The organism is Roseateles sp. P5_B10 (assembly GCF_056400485.1).
This window is the reverse complement of record NZ_JBFULE010000017.1, coordinates 1-25,158: the sequence shown is the minus strand read 5'-3', so window position 1 is coordinate 25,158 and position 25,158 is coordinate 1. Positions and strand designations below refer to the sequence as shown.

Here is a 25,158-nt window from a genome sequence, read left to right as displayed (position 1 = left end):
GGCCGATGACGTGCCAGCCATAGGCCTGGAAGCGCTTGGCGGTGTCGTCGGCGAACCAGGGCGCAACCTGGCCGTCGATGGAGATGCCGTTGTCGTCGTAGATGGCGATCAGCTTGTTCAGCTTCCAGGCGCCGGCCAGCGACGCGGCCTCGTGGCTGATGCCTTCCATCAGGCAGCCGTCGCCCAGGAAGGCGTAGGTGTGGTGGTCGACGATCTCGTGACCTTCGCGGTTGAAATCGCGCGCCAGCAGCTTCTCGGCCAGGGCCAGGCCCACGGCGTTGGTCACGCCCTGGCCGAGCGGGCCGGTGGTCGTCTCGATGCCCGGGGTGATGCCCACTTCGGGGTGGCCCGGCGTCTTGCTGTGCATCTGGCGGAAATTGCGCAGCTCGTCGATCGGCAGGTCATAGCCCGTCAGGTGCAGCAGCGCGTAGATCAGCATCGAGCCGTGGCCGTTGGACAGCACGAAGCGGTCGCGGTTGGCCCAGTGCGGGTTGGCCGGGTTGTGCTGCAGATGGTGGCCCCACAGCGCCACGGCGATGTCGGCCATGCCCATGGGTGCGCCCGGGTGGCCGGAGTTGGCCGCCTGCACCGCGTCCATCGCGAGGGCGCGGATCGCGTTGGCCATGAGGGTGGGGGAAGCGGTCGATGCAGTCATGGCCGGGGCTTTCTTGGGGCTGAAGGGCAAAACCAGGGATTTTACGGGGGTGGTTCGATTGACTTGATCCAGCGCAAGACCGCCCGCGCGGCGAAGCGCGACGCTTGGCGCATGACCACGCCCATGCCCCTGGCCGTGCGCATCATCCGCGCCGAGCACGACGCCCTGGCCGCGATGCTGCGCACCTTGCCCCTGCTGCTCGAGGCCCAGCAGCGCGCCGGCACGCCCTGCGACTTCGGTGCGCTGCGGGCGATGCTGTTCTATGTCGACGAATTTCCAGAACGCTTGCATCACCAAAAAGAAAGCGAGCTGCTGTTCCCCAAGCTGCGCGCGCTGGCGCCCGAACTGCGCGAGACGCTGGACGAACTCGACGCCGACCATGCCCAGGGCGAACGCGCGGTGCGCGAGCTGCAGCACAGCCTGCTCGCCTGGGAGCACATGGGCGAGCCGCGGCGCATGAAGTTCGAGCAGCAGCTCAAGGTCTACACCGCCCGGTACCTGCGCCACATGCGGCGCGAGGAGACCGAGATCCTGCCGCGCGCGGCACGGCTCCTGAGCGCCGCGGACTGGGCCGACCTGGACGAAGCCTTCAGCAGCCACCAGGACCCGCTGGCCCCGCGCCCGGGCCAGCCGGTGGACGAGGCCTACGCGCCGCTACGCCAGCGCATCCTGGCCGCGCTGCCGGCGCCCCTGGGCTGGGGGCCGGCGCTGGATCAGGCGGACGGTTGATCCTCGGAGCGACGTGCCCGCAGGATGAAGCGGAAACCCACGTCGTCGCGGCGCTCGTCGCGGGCGATGCGGTCCACCGCAGCCGAGCGAGTCTGCTCCACGGTGCTGCGGAAAGAGCCACCGCGCAGTGCGTGCCAGCCCGTTTCGGCGCCGGGCGGTCCTTCAGGATCGACCCAGGTCTCGGCGCTGCGCTGCCTATCGTCGAGCAGGTCACGACACAACTCGGCAACATTGCCATGCATCTGGTGCAGGCCCCAGGCATTCGGTATCAATGCTTCCACGGGCAACGAAGTACGGCTCTGGGCATGGATTTGCAGGCCGATCGAAGGCAGGTCACCAAATGAGAAGGCGGTTCGGGTTCCGGCGCGGCAGGCTGCCTCCCACTCGGCTTCGCTCGGTAATTGCAGTGAACAACCTGTCAGTTGGCCCTCTAGGCGCTTCAGAAAGAACTCGACCTCCATGGCATTGAGGCTGGTGGCGGGCATCGATCTGTCACTGTCATCTCCAACTCGCTTTGCTATCCGGCGCCAAAGCGCTAGTGAGCAAGTGGTGTCGGTGATCCAAAAGCCTTTGGTGAGGCTCACTGTGCGCAGCTCGCCTTCCTGATCGGGTCCCTTCGGTGTGCCCATAGCAAACTTGCCCGGCGGCACCCAACGCAGCCGCTGAGTAACTTCATCGAAACCGTCTCTGCCAGGAAAACGAAGCTCGGAAAAGACTCCAAACGTTGCGTCTGAGCCAAAGTTGATCTCGATATCCGAGCCCTGAATKCCTATGGACTGAGGAGAGGAAGCCCACCCTCGCGGAACGCGCCAACTGGCCGCGGACTCCATGTCAACCGTCCGCAGCCAAATACCGTCCGCACCAAGAAATGGAGGAGCACGGAGCGCCAAGCTGGGTTCAATCCTGACCTCATAAGCCCAGCTTGGACGTCTCAATAGACGAAGCATCGGCGTGCCAAACTGTTGCAGCAAATCGAGGACCGCCGCCTGCGACAGGTACGGCCTCAACTCTTGTAAAAGAAATTGGGTTTGATCGGCTGGCGCTCCCCGCCCACCCCAAGCCTGCAGTTGCTCAGCGAGCCTCCCAGAGCGCATCAAACTCCAAACTGAGGCAGGCAATACCCGCCCGCGCAGTGCGCCCCCCTCCCTGGACAGCGCAACTCGCACCAACTCCAGTTCGCCTGTGTTCACCGCTTCAACAAGTGCGCGTTCGTTCTCTAGCTTCGCTTCCTGCATCTCGGCTGGTTCAGCGAAGGCTTGCACGGCTTGCGAGCCAAACGATGCCGTAGATAGCTCAGCGGAGGCGCCACTGAAACTCCCACTTGGTATCGCGTCCTCGAGTTCCACCGTACCTGACAACTGTGCGGCATCCGAAGCGACCGGTGGAACCACTCCGTGCGCAGCAATCGGCGCTTCGGATTCCGCTTCGGCGAAAACCATGAGCGATCCCAACTGCGCTCCTGTTAGCGCAGCATTCGCATGCAGCTCACCCACACGTGCAAGTAGCTCAAGCAGATCGAAACCTGAGCGATTGTGCATGGCAGCTTCGCACAGATCGGGAAGGCGATACAGGACCAGTTGATGCTGCAGTCGCACAGGCGAGTCGACACCGCGGACCTGGGCCTCCAAGGCTTGCCGCAAGCCGGCGACGTCGCGGAAAAGCGCATCAGCCCGCCAATGAGCTAGCGTGATCAGGTATTGCGCGCCTTGCAGGCGCAGATAGCGGTAGAGCGCCGGCGCGAACAGCTGCAATGCGCAGACAACGGCCAGCCACTCGCGGCGCCGCGGCGTCTTGGTATCGCCCGCGCCGAGAGACTCGGCCAGCGCTAGCAGCGAGGTCATGCGATAGAGCTTGCGCGGCACGCCGGGCGTGATGGCCGCCACCAGYGTGGCCAGGTCGTTGGCTTGGCCGGACGCGCCGGCAAACCATTCCGGCCATTTGACGGCCAGGAAGTCCCGCGCCGCGGCACCCGTCGGCCGCGGCAGCCGCACCGGAAGGTGCACGAGTTTCTCCAGATACTCCGCGCCGGTGATGGGCGTCATGCCCTCCTTGCCCTGCAGCGCGTAATCGCGGTAGCGGTGCGCGATGCCGCGCTCAATGACCTCCTCGTCCAGCGCCAGCACGAAGGCGCAGCCCTCGACCTCCAGGAAGAGCTTGACGGCTTCCAGCACCTCGACGGCCTTGTCGGGCAGGCAGCGATCGAGGTCATCGACGAGGAAAACCAGATTCACCTGCACGCCGGGTGCCTCCGCCACCTCGCCGGTCAGGAACCACTCCCATGCCATCCGAACGTTGAAGCTTAAATCGGTCAGCCACCCAGTACCGCGCCTGAGGAGCCGTTGCCGATGCGCAGTCAACGCCGTCGGGTTGCGGCCGGTGACTGCCTTGAGGTGCTCGAGGAAGTCGTAGTACAGGCTCTGGAGCTGGTTGATCGGGGTGTCCAGCCGACGCGCATTCGCCCTGAGCTTGCGGCGCGACGCCAACACCTCCCAGACGCCCGGGTTGGGCTTGCCATCGGCGGCCTTCAGGGCCGGCAACTTGATCGCAGCGCCATGCGCCGCCAGCGCGGCCTGCAACAAGTCACGCCCGCCGTGCTCGTAGACAACCTGCGCCAGATCGCCGAGCAGCAGCAGTTGGTCCGACAGCCGCTCGTGACGTTTGATGTCCGTCCCCAGGCTGTCGTCGATGGCCTTGCGCAGACATTGCTGCGCCACGCGCAACAGCGGCACCAGCAGATGCTCCTCGCGCTCGTAGCGCCAGGCGTTGAACGGCACGACCACCGTCAGGACTTGCTCGCCGCCCTGCTTGCTGCGCTCCTGCATGCCTTCGGCCACCGTCTGCAGCAGCCGGCTCTTGCCCGCGCCCCACTCGCCGAAAACGCCGATGACCAGGGCCGGCTCGGTGCTGCTGCCCGCGCCCGGCCGCAGGCTGGCTTCCAGTTCGGCGACCAGGCGCCTGGCCAGCGCCGCGTGGCCGAAGGACAGGGGCGGGGCGGCGGCGGGCTGCATGGCGTCGTTTCGCAAGCAACCGCCGCCGGCCTCAGCTGCGCCCTGAACGCTGCAGCGTCAGCCGCCCGCTGGCGGCCCAGCTGTCCAGCGGCCGGCGCATGTCCTGGCGCAGCTCGTCCTCGCCATCGGCCTTGGCGTCCAGCAGGCCGACCCAGGCGTTGCGGCCGGTGTCCTTGGCGTCGTACAGCGCCGCATCGGCCAGGTCGATGGCGGCATGCCAGTCCAGCGCGCGCGGCAGCCTGGGGCATAGCGGGAAGGCCGAGAAGCCGACCGAGCAGGTCAGGGTCAGGCGCAGCCCGCCGTCGAGCTCGAAGGGCTGGGCCATGATGGCCTGGCGGGCGCGTTCGGCCAGCTCGGCCGCGCGGCGGCGCGGCGTGCCGCGGGCGACGATGAGGAACTCCTCGCCGCCCCAGCGCACCAGGTAGTCGGTGGCGCGAAAGACCTGCTCCAGGCGGCCGCGCATCTGCATCAGCACGGCGTCGCCGGCCATGTGGCCATGGGCGTCGTTGATGCGCTTGAAGTGGTCGATGTCGATGAGGAAGAACAGCAGGTCCTGGTCGCTGTCGGGGTTGGCGACGAGAGCGCCCGAGGTCGGCTCGTAGTGGCGCAGAACCATGGCGACGTCGGCCGGCATCTGGCGGTCCAGGAAGCGGCGGTTGCGCAGGCCGGTCAGCGGGTCGGTGAGGCTGGCCTCTTCCAGCTCGACGGACTTGGCCGTCAGCGCGGCAGTGGCGGCCTCCAGCGCTTCGGTGCGCTCCTGCACGCGCAGCTCCAGCACGCGGCGGTGGCGCAGCAGCAGCCGCGTGCGCATGCTGACGATGGCCGCCACCAGCCCCACGGCAGCGATGACGGCCAGGGCCAGGGCCCAGCGCGTCTGCCACCAGGCGGCGCGCACGTTGACACCGATCTTGATCTCGGTGGGGCTCCAGGCGCCGTCACGATTGCTGCCCTGCACCTGCAGCTGGTAGTGGCCGGGTGACAGGTTGGTGTAGGCCGCCGTACGGCCCAGCATGCCGGCGTCGATCCAGCCGGCGTCCAGGCCCTGCAGCCGGTAGCGGTAGCGGTTGCGGCTGGGCTGGCTGTAGTCCAGCGAGGCGAAAGCCAGGCTCAGGCCCCGCTCGCCGGGCGCGAGGACGATGTCGCTGCCGTTGGCCGGCAGTGCGCGCTCCTCGCCATCGACGCGCAGCTCCGAAACGACCAGCGGCGGCTTGTACGTCCAGGGCGAGAAACGGTCAGGGTCGATGACGAGCAGGCCGCGTGCGCCGCCGAACAGCATGCGGCCGTCGTCGAGCTTGGCGTAGGCGCGGAACCAGCCGGTGCCGAGGTCGGCCCCGTCGGCCGCGCCGAGCTCGCGGCGCTCGCCGCTGCGCGGGTCGTACATATTGCGCTGCGACCAGATGCGGCCCTGCTTGTCGAACAGCAGGTTGGCGCCGAACGCCCCACCGATGTCGGAGGCGCCGACGACTTCGAAGCGCGCCTTCTTGCCGTCGCTGTCGATGAGGCGGTGCAGGCCGGTGCCGGTGTCCACCCACAGGCGCCCGGCCAGGTCGACGGCCATGCCCAGTACGGTCTGGCCGGTCAGGCCCACGGGCTCGACCCATTCGGCCACGGGCTCATCCGAGCCCGGCTTGGCGACGCGGAACAGGCCGGCCGCGCCGCCCGCCCACAGGCTGCCATCGGGCAGGCTGGCGAAGGCATTGACCTCACCGGTGCCGCCCACCAGGCCGGCGGTCGGGATGGCGCGCATCTGCGGGTGCTCGGGCGTCCAGCGCATCACGCCGTCCAGCGTCGCGATCCATAGCGAGCCGTCGTCCAGCGCGTGGAAGCGCCGCGGCACGGCATTGCCACTGCGCAGGGTTTCCTTCCAGCGGCCCTGGGTGTCGAAGCGCAGCAGCTGGGTGTCGATGGCGACCCAGACGGAGCCGTCCTTGCTCTGCCCCAGTGCATTGACCCGCCCTGACGGCAGGCCGCCACTGCCCTGGGCGACCACACCCAGCGGCATCAGCTGGCGGTCGCGGCGTTCGATGCCGCCGGCCAGCGTGCCCAGCCAGATCTCGCCGTTGTCCAGCTGCAGGATGCTGCGCACGTCCAGGCCGCCCGAGACCGAGCCGATGGCCTCGCGCACCATGGACAGGCCAGGCAGCGACGGCACATGGCGCATCAGGCCGCCACCATAGCTGCCGGCCCAGACCGTGCCGGACGGATCGCGCATCAACGCGCGCACATCGCTGCGCGGCGCGGTGCCGGCACCCGTGGCGGGCAGGCGCTCGATCAGCGCGCCGTCAACCGCGCGACGGCGCGACACGCCCGAGGCGTCGCCGAACCACAGCTCGTCGGCATCGGGCTGGGCCATGGCCATGACGGGCCAGACACCCGAGGTGGCGCCTGGCTGGGCGCCGGGGCTGAAGGGCAGCGGCTGGCCATTGGGCGACAGCGCGCGCAGCCGCCCCTGGGCCGTGCCGACGATGATGCGGCCGTCCTGGGCCTCGCTGATCAGCGTGACGAGCTGGTCGCCGATGCCGACGTCCAGCGCTTCGATCGGGCCGTCGGGCGCCTTGCGCGCCAGGCCCCGCCAGGTGCCGATCCACAGCGTGCCCTGGCGGTCGACGAGCAGGGTCTGCACGCGCGGGTCGGGCAGGCCGTCCTCCTTGCCGCGGTGGTGGGTGAAGCGCTGGCTCTTGACGTCGAAGCGGTCCAGGCCGCCGCTGCCGCCTATCCACAGCGTGCCGTCCTTTTCCAGGGCGAAGGTGCGCACGGTATTGGCGGCGGGCGCGGTCTCGTCGGCCGACTTGCCGTTGCGCGCCCAGCGATCCCAGCGACCGGTGGCCACGTCCAGGCGCACCAGGCCGCTGTTGCCGGCGGCCACCCACATCCAGCCGCGCGGGTCGGGCAGCATGGCGCGCACGAACTGCTCGGGCAGCAGCTGGCCGTCGGGGCCGCTCAAGGGGTAGCGCCGGAAGGCATAGCCGTCAAAGCGCAGCAGCCCCTCGGGCGAGCCGGCCCACAACACGCCGCGGGCATCCAGCGCCAGCGCGGAGACAACGTTGTCCCTTACCGCGCCCGCTTCCCCGATGGGCTCGAAGCGCGGCACCACCGCCTGTGCCGCGGTGGCCAGCAGCGCCGCGGCGATCAGCAGCGCTGCAGCGCACCCTTTTGTTGTCAAGACCCTCATAACGGCATTCTCAGGCACCCAAAGGGCCTGCTTTGCCGGGTCTTGCCCTCAGAGAACGTGAATGATCACTGCGCAAGAGGCTTGGCGATGCTGTCGATGCGTTCGATGACTTCCGGGGTCAGCTTGGGCGTCACGGCCAGGGCGCCGAGGTTGTCGCGCAGCTGCTCGATGCGGCTGGCGCCCAGGATGACGGTGGACACGCGCGGGTTGCGATTGATCCAGGCGATGGCGAGCTGGGCCATGCTGCAGCCCAGCTCGGCGGCGATCTCGGACAGCTTGCCGACAGCGTCGTTCCTGGCCTTGTCCTGCAATTGCTCGCGCATCCAGCTCATGTTCTCCAGCGCGCCGCGGCTGCCGGCGGGGATGCCGCCACGGTATTTGCCGGTCAGCAGGCCCGAGGCCAGCGGGCTCCAGGTCGTCAGGCCCAGGCCGATGTCCTCGTACAGGCGGGCGTAGTCCTGCTCGACGCGGCGGCGGTGGAAGAGGTGGTACTGCGGCTGCTCGACGATGGGCTTGTGCAGGTGGTGGCGCTCGGCAATTTCCCAGGCGGCGCGGATGTCGGCGGCGCTCCATTCGCTGGTGCCCCAGTACAGCGCCTTGCCCTGGCGGATGATGTCGCTCATCGCCCAGACGGTTTCCTCGATGGGCGTGTTCGGGTCGGGGCGGTGGCAGTAGATCAGGTCCAGATGCTCGAGCTGGAAGCGCTTCAGTGACGCGTCGACCGCCTGCATCAGGTATTTGCGGTTCAGCGTGTCCTTGCGGTTGACCGTCACGCCATCACGCTGCAGGCCCCAGAAGAACTTGCTGGAGACGATGTAGTCCAGCCGGTTCCAGCCCAGCGCCTTGAAGGCCTGGCCCATGACGACCTCGCTCTCGCCCTGGGCATAGACCTCGGCGTTGTCGAAGAAGTTGATGCCGGCGTCGAAGGCGGCGGCCAGCATCTCGGTGGCGGCCTTCGTGCCGACCTGGTTGTGATACGTGACCCAGGAGCCGAGGGAGAGTTCGGAAACCTGGAGGCCGGCGCGGCCGAGACGGCGGTATTGCATGGAGCGTTCCTGTGCGGGAGGGGCGGAAAAGCCGCAGCTTATCGGGGCCGCCCGGCCCGGCCGGTGCATGGCCACAATGGCCCCGAGCACGCCGGGGCGAGGCGCAGCTGCATCGCCGGCAGTTATCGTTGAGCCCATGAAGCTCGCCGTCATCGGCGCCGGTCCTGCCGGCCTCGCCCTCGCCCTGCTCGCCGCCGAGCGCCTGGTAGGCGCTGAAATCCATCTTTTCGACACCCGGCCGCTGGACCACGACATCAGCGGCGACGCCCGCACGCTGGCGCTCAACCTCGGCAGCATCCGGCTGCTGCAGCGCCTGCACGCCTGGCAGCCCCAAAGCGCCCAGGCCATCCAGACCGTGCATGTCAGCCAGGCGCCGCCCGCGCCGATTGCCGGCGAGGTGCGCATCAGTGCCACCGAGCAGGGCCTGCCCCAGCTTGGCGCCGTGCTGCCCTATGGCGCCCTGGTCGCGCCGCTGCAGCAGCGTTGGCTGGAGCTGGCCACCGCCCAGCGCGAGCGCCTGTTCACCCGCTTCGGGACCGCCGTGCATGCGATTCGCTCGAACCTGGCTGGCGTGGAGCTGGACTGCGGCGAAGGTCCAGTCGTCGACAGCTTTGACCTCGCCGTCGTCGCCGAGGGCGGCGTGTTTGCCGAGCAGGATAGAAAGTCCATCACCAGCGACTATCACCAGAACGCCTGGGTCGGCACGGTGCGCCTGGCGCCGCCCGGCCTGCAGGGCCTGGCCATCGAGCGCTTCACGCGCAACGGGCCACTGGCCCTGCTGCCCCTGCCCGACGACGCCCAGGGCCCGCGCGCGGCCATCGTCTGGTGCCTGCCCCAGGCCGAGGACGACATCGCTACCTTGAACGACGCCCAGCGCCTGGTCGTCATCCAACAGCAACTGCCCGCCGTGGCCGGCCGGCTGACCGGCATCTCGGCGCTGAAGTGCTTTCCGCTCGGGCTGAACGCCGAGACGCGGCTGCTGCAAGGCCGGGCGCTGCGCATCGGCAATGCGGCCCAGACCCTGCACCCGGTCGCTGGCCAGGGGCTGAACCTGGGCCTGCGCGACGCCCAGGCGCTGATCGATGCATTGCGCGATGCGACGGAAACCGGCCTGGGCCTGGACGCCGTGCTGGCCCGCGTCGACTGGCAGCGCGCCCCCGACCGCTGGCCCATGATTGCCGCAACCGATTTCCTCGCCCGCAGCTTTGCCTGGCGGCTGCCGGGGCTGCCGGCGCTGCGTGGCCTGGCCCTGGCCGGCCTGGAGCTGGCCACGCCGCTGAAAAAAGCGCTGGCCCATCGCATGATGTTCGGAGGCTGATCTGGAGATCCGACCCATCCAGCCTGCCGAGGTCGAAGCCGCGCGCGAGCTGCTGATCGCCAACCACTGGGGACCGCGCGTGGCCGATGCCGACGTCTTTGCGGAACTGGTCCGGCGCTCCCAGGTGGCCCTGGCTGCCGTGGACGACGACGGCGAGGTCATCGGCTTCCTGCGCGCCATCACCGACGGCCTCTTCAACGGCTATATCTCCATGGTCGTCGTGGCGGACTCCCACCGCGGCCGCGGCGTCGGCAGCGCCCTCGTCAAGGCGGCCATCGGCGACAACGACGAGATGACCTGGGTGCTGCGCGCCGGCCGCGACGGCGTGGCCACGTTTTACGAAAAGCTGGGCTTTCAGGTCTCCCAGGTGGCCATGGAACGCAAGCGCAAATCCTGAAAGCATCGATGCGACACGCTCTCCTTCTGACCCTGCTGCTGGCCACGACCGTGCCGACCCAGGCCCAGGCCCAGCTCATCCCGCCGGGCAAGGCTATCGCTGGCGCCACGCAGGAGGAATGGTCCAAGCGCTGGTGGCACTGGGCCTTGTCCTTCGACGAAGAGGACAGCCCCGTGGCGGATACCGACGGCAGCCTGTGCGCCAGCGGCCAGTCCGGGCCGGTCTGGTTCCTGGCCGGCACCTATGGCACAAAGCGCACGGTGCGCCGCTGCAGCATCCCGGTGGGCAAGACGCTGTTCTTCCCGCTGATCAACTTCATCGCCTTCCCGCCCGACGATGAGCGCGAGGCCTGCGCCTCGCTGATGCTGCGCGCCGAGTCCCTGACCGAGGCGCCCGCGGCCCTGGTGCTGGATCTCAACGGCAAACGCTTCGCGGGGCTGGAAGCGCACCGCCAGGCCACCAAGGGCTGCTTCCTCGTCGCGCCTGACGACGACGCGCCGGCTGCCGGCAATGGCTACTACGTGGCCCTCGGGCCGCTCAAGCGCGGCCGCTACACGCTGAACTTCGGCGCCATCCTGCCCAGCATGTCGCAGGCCGTGACCTATACGCTTGACGTGAAGTGACCCCGTCATGCCGCGGGTGAAAACTCCCGCCAGCGGCACGATCATGACGCACCGGCTGTTTTCCGAGGCCTGAAAAGCCGGGCAGAGCGGCCGCTTTTGTTGCCCTGCCCAGCCGCGCCTGGGCCTAGCATGGGACACCCATGTCGCGCCCTGCCCTGCTTCCCGCCGCCCTGCTGGCCCTGTTGCTGGCCGGCTGCGGCACGCCCAGCCAGCCCCTGCCCATGGCGATCAGCCCGGCCGAGGCGCTGCAGATCCGTGGCTGGGTGCCGGATGCGCTCAAGGCCCAGGTCGGCGTCGCTGCCGTCAAGGGCGGCCAGGAGACCGGCCGCTGGTGGGGCTCCAAGGTCAGTGCCCTGGCACTGCAGCAGGCGCTGGAAGAGTCTCTGCATGMCGTCGGCATGAAGCCGCTGTCGCCCGAGCCGGCGCCGCGCTTCGAGTTGCAGGCCGAGCTGCTGCAGCTGGACCAGCCCCTGGTGCCCGCCGTCGGCGTGACCGTCGGCGTGGCGGTGAGCTACACCCTGGTCGACAAGGCCAGTGGCAAGCCGGTCTACCAGCGGCGCGTCGCCAACACCGACGAGGCCCGCTTCAGCGAGGCCATCGTGTCGCCCAACGAGCGGCTGCGCATCGCCAACGAGCGCGCGCTGCGGGCCAACATCGACCTGCTGCTGCGCGACCTGGTCACGCTGCGGCCGTGACCTCGTGCCGGCGCCGACCGGCCGTCAGCCACAGCGCCAGCGCACACAGTAAGCCCAGCGCGCTCGCGGTGCCGAAGAAGGCCATCATCGGCCCGTAGCCCGCCGGGTTGGCCGCGCCGGCGCCGGCTTGGTCGTTCAACCAGCCGGCCATCAGGTTGGCACCGCTGACACCCGCGTTCTGCGCCACCCACATGAGGCCGATGGCCGTGCCGAAGCGCGCCGGGGCAACGAGGCGACTGGTCAGCGGCCACATGACGGCCGGCACCAGCGAGAAGCTGACGCCGATCAGCGCCGTCGACACCCACAGGGACCAGTCCGTCAGTGCCATGACGGCCAGCGCCAGCGGCAACAGCAGCGCCCCCAGGGCCAGGAAAGGCGCATAGCGGCCAAGCCGGTCGCACAGCCAGCCGAAGGCCGGCGTGGCGAACACCGCGGCCAGGAAGACATAGCTGTTCATTTCGCCTGCCGTGGCCAGGTCCAGACCATGCGTGTGCTGGAAATACTTGATCGAGAAGGTGCTGCGAAAGGCCAGGATGACCGAGTACCACAGCACGCACAGCGCCAGCAGATACCAATAGGCCTTGCCGAAGTGCAGCAGGTCGCGCAGCACGAAGCGTTCGGCCGCCGGTGCGGCTGACACCCCACGCTGAGCGCCACGGTCCACCCACCAGTAGGCCAGCGACGCCACGAACGACGTCGCAGCGAGGGTGGCGGCGATGACCAGCGGCGGCTGCCAGCCCTGGGCGTAGGCGCTGGCGAACCAGGTCGGCGACATGTCGGCGCCAAAGGAGCCCAGGCGCCCGATCGCCAGCGCCAGCCCCATCGCGAAGGCGACGGTGCCGCCGGCGAAATACTGCGCGATGGCCGCCAGCGTGGCGATGCCGAAGGTCTCGGCGCCGATGCCGAACAGCAGCCGGCCGGTCGCCATGCCGGCGAAATTGGGGCTGAAGGCGGTCAAGGCCGCGCCAGCCAGGCAGATGGCCGCCGTCCACAGCGTCATGCGCGCGGCGCCGAAGCGGTCCACCAGCACCCCGCCGACAAGGATGAGCACGATATTGGGCAGGCTGTAGATCGCGTTCAGCAGGCCGATCTGGCTGTCGCTGAAGGCGCGCTGCTGCTGCAGCAGGTCGGCCACCGGGCCGATGGAGTCGTAGACGTAGTAGTTGCCGAACAGCGCCAGCGCCACCAGCGCACCCACCAGCCAGGCCGTGGAGCGGCTGGCCATCTTGTCAGTCATGGGGAATCCTTTGCAGACGCCGCTCGCAGGCCCGGAGCGGCGGAGTGCGCCGATTCTCGACGCGCCTGCTCAGAGCTTGCGGTGGGCCAGGGCCGGCAGCTGCTGGCGCACCTGAGTCAGGCGCGCCGGGTCCACGTCGGCGACGACGACGCCCTCGCCTTCGGCCAGCACGCTGAGCACCTGGCCCCAGGGGTCGATGACCATGCTGTGGCCCCAGGTGCGGCGGCCGTTGGCATGCTGGCCGCCCTGGGCGGGGGCGACGACGTAGCACTGGTTCTCGACGGCGCGGGCGCGCAGCAGCAGCTCCCAGTGCGCCTGGCCGGTCGTGTAGGTGAAGGCGGCCGGCACGGCGAGCAGGTCACAACCGGCATAGGCGCGGTAGAGCTCAGGGAAACGCAGGTCATAGCAGACCGACAGGCCGACCTTGATGCTGCCGGTGTCGAAGCTGGTGGGCTGGTTGCCAGGCTCCAGCACGCGGCCCTCGTCATAGCTCTCGCGGCCGTTGTCGAAGGCGAAGAGGTGGATCTTGTCGTAGCGCGCGACGCGCTCGCCGTCGGGCGAGAACACCAGTGTCGAGTTGCGCACGCGCTCAGGCGTTGTCGACCTGATCGGCAGCGTGCCGCCGATGAGCCACAAGCCCAGGTCGCGTGCGGCGCTCGCCAGCATGGCCTGGATGGGGCCTTCGCCATCGACTTCGGCCAGTGCCAGCTTGTCGCTGTCGTGCATGCCCATCAGGCAGAAGTACTCCGGCAAGGCTGCGAGCTGGGCGCCGCGGCGGGCGGCATCCTCCAGCAGGCGCCGCGCCGCGCCGAGGTTGGCGGCCACGTCGGGGCCGGAGACCATTTGGAGGGCTGCGATCTTCATACAGTTGATGCTAGCCGCTCAACGTCCGCTTCGTTGTTAAGCCTGGAAAACGATGCGCGCACGATGCCGTCGAGACCTCGAGCCCGCATGTCCAGCGGCGTGTAGGGCACTCCATTGGCGCCCACATGGATGCCCTGCTGCGCCAACCGTGCACGGGTTGCCGGGGCCGTTTCACCTTTGACCGTGAAGCTGACCAGGCCCGATTGCGGCCCCGTGCCGAGGTCGTGCACGCGCACATGCGGCAGCCCGCCCAGACGCTCGCGCAGCAGAGCCGCCAGGCTTTGCACATGCGCAGCGATGACGTCGATGCCGCTCTCCAGCGCCTCGGCAATGGCCACCTGCAGGGCCAGGCGCAGCGCCACCGGCTGCTCCGCCGTGTCGAAGTGCCCACCCGAGACGTCCACCCAGGGCGGCTCCAATTGATCCAGGAAACCCTTGCGCACATACAGCAGCGCCGTGCCACGTGGCCCGCGCAGATGCTTGCGGCCGGCGCTCTTCAGCACATCGCAGCCCAAGGCCTGCACATCCACCGGCAACTGCCCCACGGCTTGGCCGGCATCGATGAAATACGGCACGCCGGCCGCACGCGCCACCTGGCCCAGGGCGGCAGCGTCGTTGATGAGGCCGCCATTGGCGGGCAGCCAGGTCAACGAGATCCAGCGCACGCGCTCGTCAATCAGCGCCGCGCTGGCCTCGACGTCGACGCTGCCGTCTTCACGGCAGGGCAGCACCTCGACGCTGGCACCGCTGCGCTGGTAGGTCGCCAGATTGCCGCCCCATTCCTGGCGGCCGACCAGGATGCGGTCGCCGGAGCGCAGCGACGTCTTGTGCGTGAAGGCCGACCAGGCCGCGCCAAAGGCGGCCGAACCGCTGCTGAGAAAGGCCACCTCGTCCGTGCCAGCGTTCAACAGCCGTGCGGCGTCTTCGCGCAGCCGCTGCAGCTGGGGCGCGGCGGCCTCGCCCGCCTCCATCGGCCCGAGCCGCAACTCCAGCGCCAGATGCTCCTGCAGGGCCGCCACCGCCGCGGCAGACATCGGCGAGGCACCGGCATGGTTGAGCAGCAGGTGCCCGGTCACGACACCAGCTCCACCAGCGCCTCGACCTCCACCGCCGCACCCGCCGGCAGGCTGGCCACACCGATGGCCGCGCGCGCATGCCGGCCGCGCTCGCCCAGGGCCGCGACGACGAGGTCAGAGGCGCCGTCGGCCACCGCGCTGTGCTGAGTGAACTCTGGTCCCGAGGCCACAAAAATACCCAGGCGCAGCACCTGGCGCACGCGGCCGAGGTCACCACCGATGGCCGCATCGAGCACGGTCAGCAACTTCAACGCGGCCACTTCGGCCTCGGCGCGGCCGGCTGGGGCGTCCAGCGCACCGCGCCCAGGCGTGCCGATCTGGCCGGCGATGACGAGCAGGCCTTTGCCTTCGCGGTAGTGCAGATAGTTCGCAGCAGGTTCGCCGAGTTCAGGCAGGCTGCGGCCGAGGCTGGCCAGGCGATCTTTCAGGTTGGTCATGGCTTGAGGAGGAGCTTGCCCTGCGTCGCACGCGACGCGAGCAGTTCATGGGCGCTGGCCGCGTCGGCCAACGGGAATTCGGCGTGTATGCGCAGCTGCACGGCACCACTCAGCAACGCATCGAACACCGTCTCCGCCCGTGCACGGCGCTTGGCTGCATCGGGCAGGAAGTGGGGCAGCACGGGCCGCGTCAGCGTCAGGCTCTTCTTCTGCAGCGCCAGCACGTCGACCGGCTCGGGCTGGCCGCTGGCCGCGCCGAAAAGCACGAGATGGCCGCCCATGCGCAGCACATCCAGGCTGCCGGCGAAGGTCGAGCGGCCGACCGAATCAAAGACGACGGCGACCCCGCGGGCGGCGGACACCCAGTCGCTGTCCGCCAGCAGCGGCGCGGCACCCAGGCCGCGCAGCCAGTCGGCCTTGGCAGCGTTGGACACCGTGCCGAAGACCGGATGGCCGCGTGCAATCAGCCACTGCACCAGCCAGCCGCCCACACCGCCGGCCGCGGCATGCACGAGGACGGGCTCGCGCGCCGGCAGCCGCGCGACGTCGTCGAGCAGCATCGCCGCCGTCAGGCCATGCTCCAGCGCCGCAGCGGCGTCACGCAACGACAGCGCATCGGGCACGCGCACCAGATGCTCCAGCGGCACGGCGAGATGGCTGGCATAGGCACCTTGCACGCCGGTCGTGAAGGCGACGCGATCACCGAGCTGGAACTCGGCGCCTGGCGTGACGTCGACGATCTCGCCCGCCCCCTCCAGGCCGAGGCGCCAGGGCAGGCTGATGTTGGGATAGCGGCCTTCGCGCTGGTAGAGGTCGACGAAGTTGATGCCGGCGTAGTCGATGCGCACGACCGCCTGGCCGGGCATGGCCTCCGGCATCGGCAGCTGCTGCAATTCCAGCACCTCGGAGCCACCGAACCGGTGGACAAGAATGGCTTGTGCGGGCATGGCTTTGATCTCCAGCGTTAACGTCGCGCCACTGTCGGCCCCACCCGCCCGCCACACCAGCGAGGCTTTGGCACACCGGCTGTGCCGATTTCTCAACACCATGCGCGAACGCCTGCCACCCCTCTTTTCCCTGCAAGCCTTCGAGGCCGCCGCCCGCCTGGGCAATTTCAGCCGCGCCGCCGCCGAGCTGCATCTGACGCCCGGCGCCATCAGCCGCCAGGTGCGCCAGCTGGAAGACTGGTGCGGCCAGACCCTGTTCGAGCGCGTGGGCAACCAGATGCGGCTGACGGCCGAAGGCCGCGAGCTGCTGGCGCGCCTGGGTGGGCCGCTCGCGGCCCTGCACGAGGCGGTCTACCCCGAGCCAGACGAGGCACGCACGACGCTGCAGATCGCCACTCTCGGTTCTCTCGCTCGCGCCTGGCTGCTGCCGCGGTTGCACGGCTTCATCGCGGCCGCGCCGGCGGTGCGCCTCATCGTGCAGACCGACTACGCGCTGGTGCGCCCGGCGCCACGTGTGGCCCTGGTGGCGCTGCGCCATGGCCGGCCCGAGGACGGCGGCGAGCTGCTGTTCGAGGACAGCCTGCTGGCGGTCGCCGCGCCGGCGGTGGCCCACGCGCTCGGGCCGGATGCCATGCGCTGGCCTGCAGCGCAGATGCTCAGCCATGTGACCGGCGACGCGCCGCTGTGGCAAGCCGCGGCCGGTGTCTCCGCACAACCCGAAGGGCCGGCCTTCAACGATGCCGGCGTTACGCTGGACGCGGCCGAGGCCGGCCTGGGTGTGGCGGTCACGCGCCTGTCGCTGGCGCTGCCGCGGCTGCGCGTGGGCACGCTGGTGCAGGCACATCCGCTGCTGCTGCCGTCGCCGCGCGCCAACCTGCTCGTTGTGCGCGAGGACGCCGCCGCCCTGCCCGTCGTGAAGCGCTTCGCGGCCTGGTTGCGCCAGGAGGCTGCACAAACGGCCGCCGACTTGAAAGCCTACGCACCGGCCTGAACTGACCCCGATGAGCCAGGCCGGACTGTTCGACGATCTTGCGCCGTCGCCGGGCGCACTGCCCGCCGGCTTGCGCTACGACGCAGGCTTTCTGTCCGCCAGCGAAGAAGCGACCCTCATCGCCATCGTGCAGGCGCTGCCGCTGCAGGAAGCGAAGTACAAGAGCTATACCGCACGCCGCCGCGTCGTCAGTTTCGGCGGCCAGTTCGATTACGACAGCAACGAACTGCGGCCGTCGTCACCCCTCATCGCCGAGCTGCACCCGCTGCGCGAGCGGGTCGCCCGCTGGGCTGGTGTCGACGCACAAGCCCTCGTGCATGTCCTCGTGGCCGAGTACGCGCCCGGCGCGCCACTGGGCTGGCATCGCGACGTGCCGGATTTCGAGGACGTCTTTGGCGTGTCGCTGGGCAGTGAGGCGCTGCTGCGTTTCAGGCCCTATCCGCCACACAACCCGAAGCGCGAGGACATCATCAAGCTGAACGTCGACCCGCGCTCCATCTACGCGCTGCAAGGCGCGGCAYGCTGGGGCTGGCAGCACAGCGTGGCGCCGGTGGACGCCCTGCGCTGGTCGATCACGTTCAGGACTGCGCGGCAGAAGTCACGCCCGCCGGCATGACGCCCCAGGGGCTGCGGCATGAGAATCGAGCGGACATGCAGCTTCCCTCCCGCCTGCGGCGCCAACTGCTGGCGCTTCCTCTCGCCGCCGCGCTACCCGCCGCGCTGTCGCCAGCCCATGGTGCCGGCACGCCACTGACGCTGCGACTGCCCGACCCCAATGCCTACAGCGCTCACGGCGACTTCTTCATTGAGGCGTTGAAGCTGGCCCTGAGCAAGACGGGCGACGGCGAGCCGGCGCCCGTCCTGGTTCACGCGGCACCTGACCTGCCACGGCCGCGCATGCGCCAAATGCTGCAGGACGGCCTGCTGGACCTGATGTGGAGCACAACGACACCCGAGCGCGAGGCGCAGGCGCTGCCGGTGCGCTTCAACCTGCTCAAGGGCATCAACGAGCTGCGCTTCCTGCTCGTGCGGGCCGCCGACCTCTCCACCCTGCGATCGGTGCGCACCCTGGAGGCGGTGCGCAAGCTGCGAGCCGGCGCGGGCACCTACTGGAGCGACGCGCAGATCCTGCGGGCCAATGGCTTCACCGTCGAGACGGCGACCAAATCCGAGCTGCTGTTCCGCATGCTCAAGGCCGGCCGCTTCGACTTCATCCCGCGCACCCGCGAAGAAATCGACGCCGAGCTGCTGCAATTCGCCGATCAGGGCTTCGCCGAACTGCCGGGTGTGGCGCTGCAATACAAGCAGCCGCTCTACTTCTTCGTGGCGCGCGACAAGCCGCAATTGGCCGAGCGGCTGCTGCGCGGATTGAACCTGGCGGCGGCCGACGGCAGCTTCGACACCCTCTTCATGGCCGAACCCGGGCTGAAGACCGCGCTGATACAGCTGCGCGGCTACACGGGGCTGCGGCTGCAGCTGAAGGCGCTGGATTAGGGCGCGCTCGCCGCCTTGGCCGGCAGCGCCTCCACTTTCTCGACCTTGGGGTCGTCCCAGGTCCCGGTGATGTGGAACTCGCGCGTGTTGGCCGCGGCCACCGGGCGGCTGAGGATGAGCTGGGCCAGGAAGGCGCCGAGCGCAATGGCCGGGTTGATGGCGGCATAGGCGAGCGACGCGCCGCCGGCCGACACCTCGGGCACGACGACGACGCGCAGCTTCTGCGTCTCGGCCGCCAGGTCGGTGCTGCCGTCCACCAGCACGGCCGCCTGCAGGCCGCGGATGCGGATGTTGTCGCTGCGGGCCACACCGGCGGTGATCTTGACGTCGCCGGTCACGCCGTCGAATGTGAAGCCCTCGGCAAAGACGTCGCGGAAGTCCAGCAGGAACCGTCGCGGCAGCGATTGCAGGCTCAGCACGCCCAGCAGCCGCCCAACGCCGGGCTCGGCCTTCAGGAAAGTGCCCGTGTCGAGCTGGATGTTCAAGGCGCCCGCCATGCTGGCGTAGTGCGGCGCCAGCGGCGAGCCGTCCCAGCCGACCTGGCCGGCCAGCACGCCCTTGCCGCCGCGCAGCACGGGGGCGTCCTTCTGGCCTTGGCCGAGGCGCTCCAGCAGCTTGCCGGCGTCGGCGATGTCGAGCTTCCAGTCGAGCTGGGTGCGGCGCCGGGCGTTGCCGTCGCCACCCCAGTGGCCGGTGGCCATCAGCGTCGCCTCGGGAGAGTGGATCTGCAGCTTCTCCAGCTTCCAGTCACGCGCGGCGGCCGGCGCGTGGGCCAGCACCTCCAGCCGGCCCAGGCGCTTGCCGCGCAGCTCGAAGTCGTCGACCGCGATGTCCAGCGACGGCAGCGGGCCGCTTCCCGCGTCGGTCTTGCCCGGATCGATGAGCTCGCTGACCGACTCGGCTTCCTGGCGCGGCAGCGACAGCCGGGTCAGCCGTGCCTGCACGGCGTCGATCTGCCCGCCCTTGACGCCCTTCAGGTCGATGCGGCCGGAGAGCTGCTCGGCGTCGATGTTGACGCGCCAATTGGCGCCCTCGCGCGCCACCACCGCGGACGCGCGGCCAAGCTGGCGGCCACCGACCTTCAGCGCCTGGCTGCGCAGCGAGATCTGGCTGGGCAGCAGGCCCGCGTCGTCAGCACCCTCGCCGCCGCTGCCGCCGCTGCCACCACCCGCCAACCCGCCCAGGCGCTGCTGCCAKGCGTCCAGGTCCAGGGCCGCGACATTGACCTGCAGCAACACGCCGGTGGCCGGCAAGGCCGGCAACTTGTCCTGCACGGCCAGGGCGCCACGCAGCACCTGGGAGCTGGGGCCGGAGATATCGCGCTGCAGCTGGGCCTGCAACAGCGGCGCTGCGGGGGTGCCGACTTCGAGGCGCAGCTCGTCGCGGCCGGCGGCGGTTGGCGTCATCAACAGACGCAGCGGCAGCACCGCATCGGCCTCCTTGTGGCCGGGCGCGGGCAGGTCCAGGGCCAGGCCCTGCAGATTGCTGGTGACGCTGAGCTCGCTCTGGCCATCCTTCGGGATGGCGAGCTGGAAGCGGTAGGCGGCCTGGCCGCTGGCCGCCTGCGCCAGGCGGGTGACGGCGCCCAGCTCCGTGGCGCGGCGCAGGCCCTCGGCCGTGGCCTGGCCCTGCACGGCGAAGCGCATGCCGCCGTCGCGCTGGGTACCGCCCTCGATGCCAGCGTCGCCGCCGAGCAGGCGGGCCGTCATGCCGGTCAGCTGCAGGCCCTTGCGGTCGAAGTCGACCCGGCCACGTGCGCCGCTGAGCGCCGGCAGTTCGGGGCGCAGCTTGAGGTCGACGCCACCAAGCTGGAGCTGGCCTTTGACCGCCGTCTGGTGGGTGTCGTCCAGCGGGATGGTGATGCCAAGCTTGAGCCCGACCGGGCCCTGGGCTGTCGTGGTGCTCAGCGCATGGCCCAGCCACTCGTCCAGCGGCGAAGCGCGCACGAAGCGCAGCAGGTCGGCGCCGGCGCCGCGGCCGTTGCCATCGAGCTGCAGCACGYGGCCATGGTGCAGGTCCTTGATGCCACCGTTGACGCCGCTGAGTTCATAGCCGAGCACCTTGGCATGGCCCTCCTTGATGAACATGCCGGCGCGCTCGAAGACGAGTTCGGCGTCCACGCCCTCCATGGCCGGCCAGTTGCCGCCGTTGTCGCTCGGCGGCACATAGGCCAGCGTAACGCCCTGGGCTTGCGTGGCGACGCGGAAGATGCCGGGGGACTTGGGCGCCGCGAAGGGGAAGTCGCTCAACTCGCCCTTGAGCCTCACACTGGTGTTGCGGGCCTCGCCGCCGAGGATGGCGCGCGCCACATAGCTGCGCGTGGCCGGCAGGCCCTGCGGGATGTAGCGGGCCACGCGCGTGGCCTCCACGCGCTGCACGCGGCCGCTGAGGTCCAGGAAGCCCGGCGTGGTCGCACCGGCCGCGCGCCGCCAGGTGACATCGAACTCGCCGCTCAGATCGGGCGTCTGCAGTTGCAGCTCGCGCAGCTTCAGCTCGACCTCGCCGGGCGTCTTGCCCTTGGCTTGGCTGTCGGGCTGGGGCAGCTTCCAGGTCAGCTGTGTGGACAGCCGCGTGATCGGCAGGTGCGGGTCCTCGAACAGGCCCGGCAGCTCGACCTCGCCCTGGTGCACGGCCAGCTTGGCGGTGCCGCCACGCTCGTTGGCGTCGAGTTCCAGGCTGGCGCCGTGCAGGCCGGGGCGGCCGAGGTGGTCCTCCTGCGCGCCGGCCTTGGCGGCCACGGCCAGGCCGTCGATCTGCGCCTTGACACGGTAGCTGCGCGGCGCGTCCAGTGCGCCCTGCCATTGGCCGCTGAGGGCCGTCAGCACGCCGCGCGGCTCCAGCTCGTCGAGCAGCTGGTGCGCGCGCTCGCCCAGAGGCAGGCGCTGAGCAATCTGGGCCATCAGCGCAAAGTCCAGGCGCTGGGCGTTGACCTCGCCACCCAGCACCTCGTCGGCCTTGCCGAGCTGCAGGGCCACGCCCCAGTCCGAACGCGGCCAGACCACGACGCTGCCGTCGTTGTCCCGGCTGACAAAGCCGAGCTGACGGGCCTGGACGCTCAACGCGCCCTTGGCGCGGGCCAGGTCCAGCCGGCCCTCGATGTGGTCCAGGTCCAGCTCGGGCGCCGATTCCAGCAGCCTCAGGCGCACCGAGCGCAGCGCCAGGTCCAGCGTCGCCGCCACCGGCTGGCCGTCCTTGATCTGGCCCCAGGCGCGCACGGCACCGTCGCCCTCGCTGAGCTGGAAAGGCAGGTCGACATGGCGCTTGAGCTGGCTCAGGTCGGCGCGCGGCAGCTCGGCATAGAGCTGGCCGCTCCAATGCTGGAATTCGCCCGGGCGCTTCAGCAGGCTCTGAGTGAACTGGCCACGCAGCGTGAAGCGCCGGCCCCAGTCAGCGGGCGGCGTGGCGTCCAGGCGCAGGTCGTGGCGGCGCAGGCCGTTGCGCATGACGAAGTTCAGCGCCGACAGCTCCAGCGGCCGGGTGTCGGCGCGCTTCTCGTCCACCCAGCGCACCCGGCCGTTGACGATGGCCAGCTCCGGCTGGCTGAACAGCCAGTCCATGCCGGCTTCGGTGGTGCCGGCGTCGGTCTTCTCGGCCTCGTCCAGGCCCAGCCCGGCGATGAAGATGCGGCCCTGGGCGTCGCGGCGGATGATGAGCTCGGGCGCGTCGACCAGCAGCTGCGAGAAGCGCGGCTCCAGCGCTAGCAGGGACTGGGCCGACAGCACGGCCGCGACGCGCGGCAAGCGCAGGGCCGGCCGGCCGGCAGCGTCCAGCACCTGCACATCACCCAATTCCATGCGCGGCAGCCAGCCACTGGATTCGACGCTGATGCGGCCGATGCGCAGCTCTACCCCCAAAGCCTTTGAGGCTTCCTTTTCCAGCCAGGGGCGCCAGTCATTGGCGTGCGGGAGAATGGCCCAGTGCAATACAGCCCAGGCCATCACCCCCAAAGCCCACAACAGGGCCAGCACCAGCACGGCCCAGCGCAGGCTGTGCCAGCACAGGCGCRAAGGCCAGCGCGAGGCGCGTGTACAGCGGTGGAGGGCGGCCGAGAAGAAGTCAGACACGGTGTCTTGGGGCACGTGAAATGTCGGCCGGCAGTCAATCTAGCACAGGGTCATGAGCGCACTGTTTCCCGTTCTTGCTGAGCACAGCCGCTATGTGCAGCGGGTTCGCCGCCGATATGCGGCGGAGTTGCCACTGTTGCAACCGGGCCTGCCCGACCGGGGCGTCATTGCTGCGCTGATCGAGACTTTGGCCACGAACCGGTCGCTGGCCAGCAGCCTGCGCGTGGCCCGCCACCTGGTGCTGGAGCGCCTGGCGGTGCTGGACATCGAACAGGGCGCCACTGTGGAAGATGTCACGCTGGCCATGACGCACCTGGCCGAGGTGACGCTGGACAAGGCGCTGGCCGATGCGCGCACCGAGCTGGATGCAATCCACGGCGAGCCGCGCACCGCGGAGGGCGGCGACATCGCCTTCTGGGTGCTGGGCATGGGCAAGCTCGGCGCCCGCGAGCTGAATGTCTCGTCCGACATCGACCTGATCTACGTTTACGAAGACGACGGCCAGACGCAAGGTTCAAGGCCGGTCAGTGCCCACGAATACTTCTCCAGCGTCGCCAAACGGCTCTACACGCTGATCGGCGACGTGACCGACGACGGCCAGGTCTTTCGCGTCGACCTGGCGCTGCGCCCCAACGGCAAGAGCGGCCCGCCGGTCGTCAGCCTGGGCATGCTGGAGGAGTATTTCCTCGTGCAGGGCCGCGAGTGGGAGCGCTTTGCCTGGCTGAAGAGCCGCGTTGTCGCGCCGCTGTCGGGCATGGGCGCGCYGGGCGACGCCCGCACCCTGCAGTTGCGCAACCTCGTCACGCCCTTTGTCTACCGCCGCTACCTGGACTACGGCGTCTTCGAAGGCCTGCGCCAGCTGCACGGCAAGATCCGCAGCGAGGCCAAGGCCCGCGCGGCCGGCCGGCCCGAGCGCGCCAACGACGTCAAGCTGTCGCGCGGCGGCATCCGCGAGATCGAGTTCATCGTGCAGCTGCTGCAGGTGGTGCGCGGCGGCCAGTTCCCGGAGATCCGCACCCGCTCCACCGTCAAGGCGCTGGCCCAGCTGGCGGCCGGCGGGCTGATGAAGGCCGAGACGGCGCACAAACTCAGCGAGGCCTATGTCTTCCTGCGCCGCGTCGAGCACCGCATTCAGTTCCTGGACGACCAGCAGACCCATTGCCTGCCGCAGGGCGATGCCGACCTGGCGTGGATTGCCGCGTCGCTCGGATTGAAATGTTCGCGCGAGGCCTGCGAGCTGTTTGAAATGCTCGGCGAGGTGCGCGAGCTGGTCGCGACCGAGTTCGACGCGCTGCTGCACGAAGGCGGCAAGCCCAAGGGCGGCTGCAAGGGCGGCCAGTGCGGCGGGCCCAAGCCAGCCGTCGATGGCGAGGACTTCCTGGCCGGCCTGCAGCCGGAGCTGGCCACGGCCGTGCGCGCACTGGCCGACACGCCGCGCGTGCAGGGCCTGCGCGAGGAATCGCGCCAGCGCCTGGCCAAGCTCTTCCACCGCGCGGCGCAAGCCGTGGCGGCCGACGAATGCTCGCTGGACGCGGCGCTGCGCTTTGTCGACTGGGTCGGCCCGCTGCTGCGCCGCGAGAGTTACCTGGCCCTGCTCGTCGAACGCCCGGCCGTGCAGCAACGCCTGCTGCGCCTGCTGGGCCTGGCGCGCTGGCCCATGCGCTACCTGATGCAGCACCCCGGCGTCATCGACGAACTCGCCGACCCGCTGCTGCTGACCGCCCGCTTCGACCGCGAGGCCTTCATCACCGACCTGCTGGAGCGCGAGCAGGGCTGGGAGCGCAGCGGCGAGGCCGACGAAGAGGCCCTGCTGGACACGCTGCGCCGCGCCCACCATGCGGAAGTCTTTCGCACGCTGGTGCGCGACGTCGAGGGCCGCATCACGGTCGAGCAGGTGGCCGACGACCTTAGCCTGCTTGCCGACGCGGTGCTGCAGATCGCCATTACCTGGGCCTGGGCGCGTTTTGGCAAGGCGCATCGCCCGCAGCCGCGCCTGGCCGTCATCGCCTACGGCAAGCTGGGTGGCAAGGAGCTGGGCTATGGCGGCGACCTGGACGTCGTCTTCGTCTTCGACGACGAGGACGAGAACGCGGCCGAGATCTACGGTGCCTTCGTGCGCCGCCTCATCACCTGGCTGACGCTGCGCACCGCTGCCGGCGAGTTGTTCGACATCGACACGGCGCTGCGGCCGAATGGCAATTCGGGGCTGCTGGTCACGTCGCTGGCGCACTTCGAGGCCTACCAGACCGGCCGGGGCAGCAACACGGCGTGGACCTGGGAACACCAGGCCATCACCCGGGCGCGTTTTTGCGCCGGCAATGCTGAGCTGGCCGATCGCTGCGAGAGCGTGCGCCGGCAGGTGCTGACGGCGCCACGCGACGCCCAGGCGCTGAAGACCGAGGTGC

General features: G+C 69.7%; 19 protein-coding genes. 9 read left to right on the top strand and 10 right to left on the bottom strand.

Annotated elements, in window-relative coordinates:
• Positions 1-655, bottom strand: a 655-nt coding sequence (locus AC1DU6_RS02780) for a 1-deoxy-D-xylulose-5-phosphate synthase N-terminal domain-containing protein (protein ID WP_477856030.1), incomplete at its 3' end; no start/stop codon positions are given.
• Positions 656-766: 111 nt separating this feature from the next.
• On the opposite strand from AC1DU6_RS02780, the gene AC1DU6_RS02775 reads away from it, so the two are divergent.
• Positions 767-1,384, top strand: coding sequence for a hemerythrin domain-containing protein (locus tag AC1DU6_RS02775; protein WP_477856029.1), 618 nt, complete (start codon positions 767-769; stop codon positions 1,382-1,384).
• On the opposite strand, the gene AC1DU6_RS02770 is transcribed toward AC1DU6_RS02775, so the two are convergent.
• From AC1DU6_RS02770 to AC1DU6_RS02760, 3 genes are all read right to left on the bottom strand, one after another.
• Positions 1,369-4,392 (bottom strand): P-loop NTPase fold protein, encoded by a 3,024-nt coding sequence (locus AC1DU6_RS02770; RefSeq protein WP_477856028.1) that lies wholly within the window; start codon positions 4,390-4,392, stop codon positions 1,369-1,371. The two genes, AC1DU6_RS02775 and AC1DU6_RS02770, sit on opposite strands and share 16 nt — an antisense overlap.
• A gap of 31 nt (positions 4,393-4,423) precedes the next feature.
• Positions 4,424-7,564, bottom strand: coding sequence for a diguanylate cyclase (locus AC1DU6_RS02765; RefSeq protein ID WP_477856027.1), 3,141 nt, complete (start codon positions 7,562-7,564; stop codon positions 4,424-4,426).
• A 65-nt stretch (positions 7,565-7,629) separates the two neighbouring features.
• Positions 7,630-8,610, bottom strand: a complete 981-nt coding sequence (locus tag AC1DU6_RS02760) for a potassium channel beta subunit family protein (RefSeq protein ID WP_477856026.1) — start codon at positions 8,608-8,610, stop codon at positions 7,630-7,632.
• Between the two features lie 136 nt (positions 8,611-8,746).
• On the opposite strand from AC1DU6_RS02760, the gene AC1DU6_RS02755 reads away from it, so the two are divergent.
• From AC1DU6_RS02755 to AC1DU6_RS02740, 4 genes are all read left to right on the top strand, one after another.
• Positions 8,747-9,928, top strand: coding sequence for an FAD-dependent monooxygenase (locus AC1DU6_RS02755; protein ID WP_477856025.1), 1,182 nt, complete (start codon positions 8,747-8,749; stop codon positions 9,926-9,928).
• Position 9,929: 1 nt separating this feature from the next.
• Positions 9,930-10,325: a GNAT family N-acetyltransferase gene (locus tag AC1DU6_RS02750; protein WP_056199803.1), complete on the top strand. Its 396-nt coding sequence runs from the start codon at positions 9,930-9,932 to the stop codon at positions 10,323-10,325.
• An 8-nt stretch (positions 10,326-10,333) separates the two neighbouring features.
• The gene (locus AC1DU6_RS02745) at positions 10,334-10,948 is read left to right on the top strand and encodes a hypothetical protein (RefSeq protein WP_056199805.1); all 615 of its coding nucleotides are present in this window, start codon (positions 10,334-10,336) and stop codon (positions 10,946-10,948) included.
• A 140-nt stretch (positions 10,949-11,088) separates the two neighbouring features.
• Positions 11,089-11,643: a hypothetical protein gene (locus AC1DU6_RS02740; RefSeq protein WP_477856024.1), complete on the top strand. Its 555-nt coding sequence runs from the start codon at positions 11,089-11,091 to the stop codon at positions 11,641-11,643.
• Here AC1DU6_RS02740 and AC1DU6_RS02735 read toward each other — a convergent pair.
• The 5 genes from AC1DU6_RS02735 to AC1DU6_RS02715 form a co-directional block, all read right to left on the bottom strand.
• Positions 11,627-12,880 (bottom strand): MFS transporter, encoded by a 1,254-nt coding sequence (locus AC1DU6_RS02735; RefSeq protein ID WP_457350721.1) that lies wholly within the window; start codon positions 12,878-12,880, stop codon positions 11,627-11,629. The two genes, AC1DU6_RS02740 and AC1DU6_RS02735, sit on opposite strands and share 17 nt — an antisense overlap.
• A 69-nt stretch (positions 12,881-12,949) precedes the next feature.
• Positions 12,950-13,744 (bottom strand): carbon-nitrogen hydrolase family protein, encoded by a 795-nt coding sequence (locus tag AC1DU6_RS02730; protein WP_457389337.1) that lies wholly within the window; start codon positions 13,742-13,744, stop codon positions 12,950-12,952.
• Positions 13,741-14,820 (bottom strand): aminotransferase class V-fold PLP-dependent enzyme, encoded by a 1,080-nt coding sequence (locus AC1DU6_RS02725; RefSeq protein WP_477856023.1) that lies wholly within the window; start codon positions 14,818-14,820, stop codon positions 13,741-13,743. The genes AC1DU6_RS02730 and AC1DU6_RS02725 overlap by 4 nt, the downstream gene beginning before the upstream one ends.
• On the bottom strand, positions 14,817-15,257 hold the full coding sequence (locus tag AC1DU6_RS02720; protein WP_477856022.1) for a RidA family protein: 441 nt from the start codon (positions 15,255-15,257) through the stop codon (positions 14,817-14,819). Before AC1DU6_RS02720 ends, AC1DU6_RS02725 begins: the two co-directional genes overlap by 4 nt.
• Positions 15,254-16,204, bottom strand: a complete 951-nt coding sequence (locus AC1DU6_RS02715; RefSeq protein WP_477856021.1) for a quinone oxidoreductase family protein — start codon at positions 16,202-16,204, stop codon at positions 15,254-15,256. Before AC1DU6_RS02715 ends, AC1DU6_RS02720 begins: the two co-directional genes overlap by 4 nt.
• On the opposite strand from AC1DU6_RS02715, the gene AC1DU6_RS02710 reads away from it, so the two are divergent.
• Genes AC1DU6_RS02710 through AC1DU6_RS02700 form a run of 3 tightly spaced genes read left to right on the top strand, consistent with a single transcriptional unit; the run spans position 16,203 to position 18,689 of the window.
• Positions 16,203-17,195, top strand: a complete 993-nt coding sequence (locus tag AC1DU6_RS02710) for a LysR family transcriptional regulator (protein ID WP_477856020.1) — start codon at positions 16,203-16,205, stop codon at positions 17,193-17,195. The two genes, AC1DU6_RS02715 and AC1DU6_RS02710, sit on opposite strands and share 2 nt — an antisense overlap.
• A gap of 10 nt (positions 17,196-17,205) precedes the next feature.
• Positions 17,206-17,811, top strand: a complete 606-nt coding sequence (locus tag AC1DU6_RS02705; RefSeq protein ID WP_477856019.1) for an alpha-ketoglutarate-dependent dioxygenase AlkB — start codon at positions 17,206-17,208, stop codon at positions 17,809-17,811.
• Between the two features lie 35 nt (positions 17,812-17,846).
• Positions 17,847-18,689, top strand: coding sequence for a substrate-binding periplasmic protein (locus tag AC1DU6_RS02700; RefSeq protein ID WP_477856018.1), 843 nt, complete (start codon positions 17,847-17,849; stop codon positions 18,687-18,689).
• On the opposite strand, the gene AC1DU6_RS02695 is transcribed toward AC1DU6_RS02700, so the two are convergent.
• Positions 18,686-22,753, bottom strand: coding sequence for a YhdP family protein (locus AC1DU6_RS02695; RefSeq protein WP_477856017.1), 4,068 nt, complete (start codon positions 22,751-22,753; stop codon positions 18,686-18,688). The genes AC1DU6_RS02700 and AC1DU6_RS02695 overlap by 4 nt on opposite strands.
• 52 nt (positions 22,754-22,805) lie before the next feature.
• On the opposite strand from AC1DU6_RS02695, the gene glnE reads away from it, so the two are divergent.
• Positions 22,806-25,158: bifunctional [glutamate--ammonia ligase]-adenylyl-L-tyrosine phosphorylase/[glutamate--ammonia-ligase] adenylyltransferase (glnE, locus tag AC1DU6_RS02690; RefSeq protein ID WP_477856016.1), on the top strand; the 2,353-nt coding region annotated here is incomplete at its 3' end.

What these genes read in the sequence shown, in the direction of transcription:
- AC1DU6_RS02700 (WP_477856018.1), top strand. Translation starts at nt 17,847, where the DNA reads ATGCAGCTTCCCTCCCGCCTGCGGCGCCAACTGCTGGCGCTTCCTCTC.
- AC1DU6_RS02775 (WP_477856029.1), top strand. Translation starts at nt 767, where the DNA reads ATGACCACGCCCATGCCCCTGGCCGTGCGCATCATCCGCGCCGAGCAC.
- AC1DU6_RS02760 (WP_477856026.1), bottom strand. Translation starts at nt 8,610, where the DNA reads ATGCAATACCGCCGTCTCGGCCGCGCCGGCCTCCAGGTTTCCGAACTC.
- AC1DU6_RS02710 (WP_477856020.1), top strand. Translation starts at nt 16,203, where the DNA reads ATGGCTTTGATCTCCAGCGTTAACGTCGCGCCACTGTCGGCCCCACCC.
- AC1DU6_RS02755 (WP_477856025.1), top strand. Translation starts at nt 8,747, where the DNA reads ATGAAGCTCGCCGTCATCGGCGCCGGTCCTGCCGGCCTCGCCCTCGCC.
- AC1DU6_RS02765 (WP_477856027.1), bottom strand. Translation starts at nt 7,564, where the DNA reads ATGAGGGTCTTGACAACAAAAGGGTGCGCTGCAGCGCTGCTGATCGCC.
- AC1DU6_RS02715 (WP_477856021.1), bottom strand. Translation starts at nt 16,204, where the DNA reads ATGCCCGCACAAGCCATTCTTGTCCACCGGTTCGGTGGCTCCGAGGTG.
- AC1DU6_RS02720 (WP_477856022.1), bottom strand. Translation starts at nt 15,257, where the DNA reads ATGACCAACCTGAAAGATCGCCTGGCCAGCCTCGGCCGCAGCCTGCCT.
- AC1DU6_RS02745 (WP_056199805.1), top strand. Translation starts at nt 10,334, where the DNA reads ATGCGACACGCTCTCCTTCTGACCCTGCTGCTGGCCACGACCGTGCCG.
- AC1DU6_RS02730 (WP_457389337.1), bottom strand. Translation starts at nt 13,744, where the DNA reads ATGAAGATCGCAGCCCTCCAAATGGTCTCCGGCCCCGACGTGGCCGCC.
- AC1DU6_RS02735 (WP_457350721.1), bottom strand. Translation starts at nt 12,880, where the DNA reads ATGACTGACAAGATGGCCAGCCGCTCCACGGCCTGGCTGGTGGGTGCG.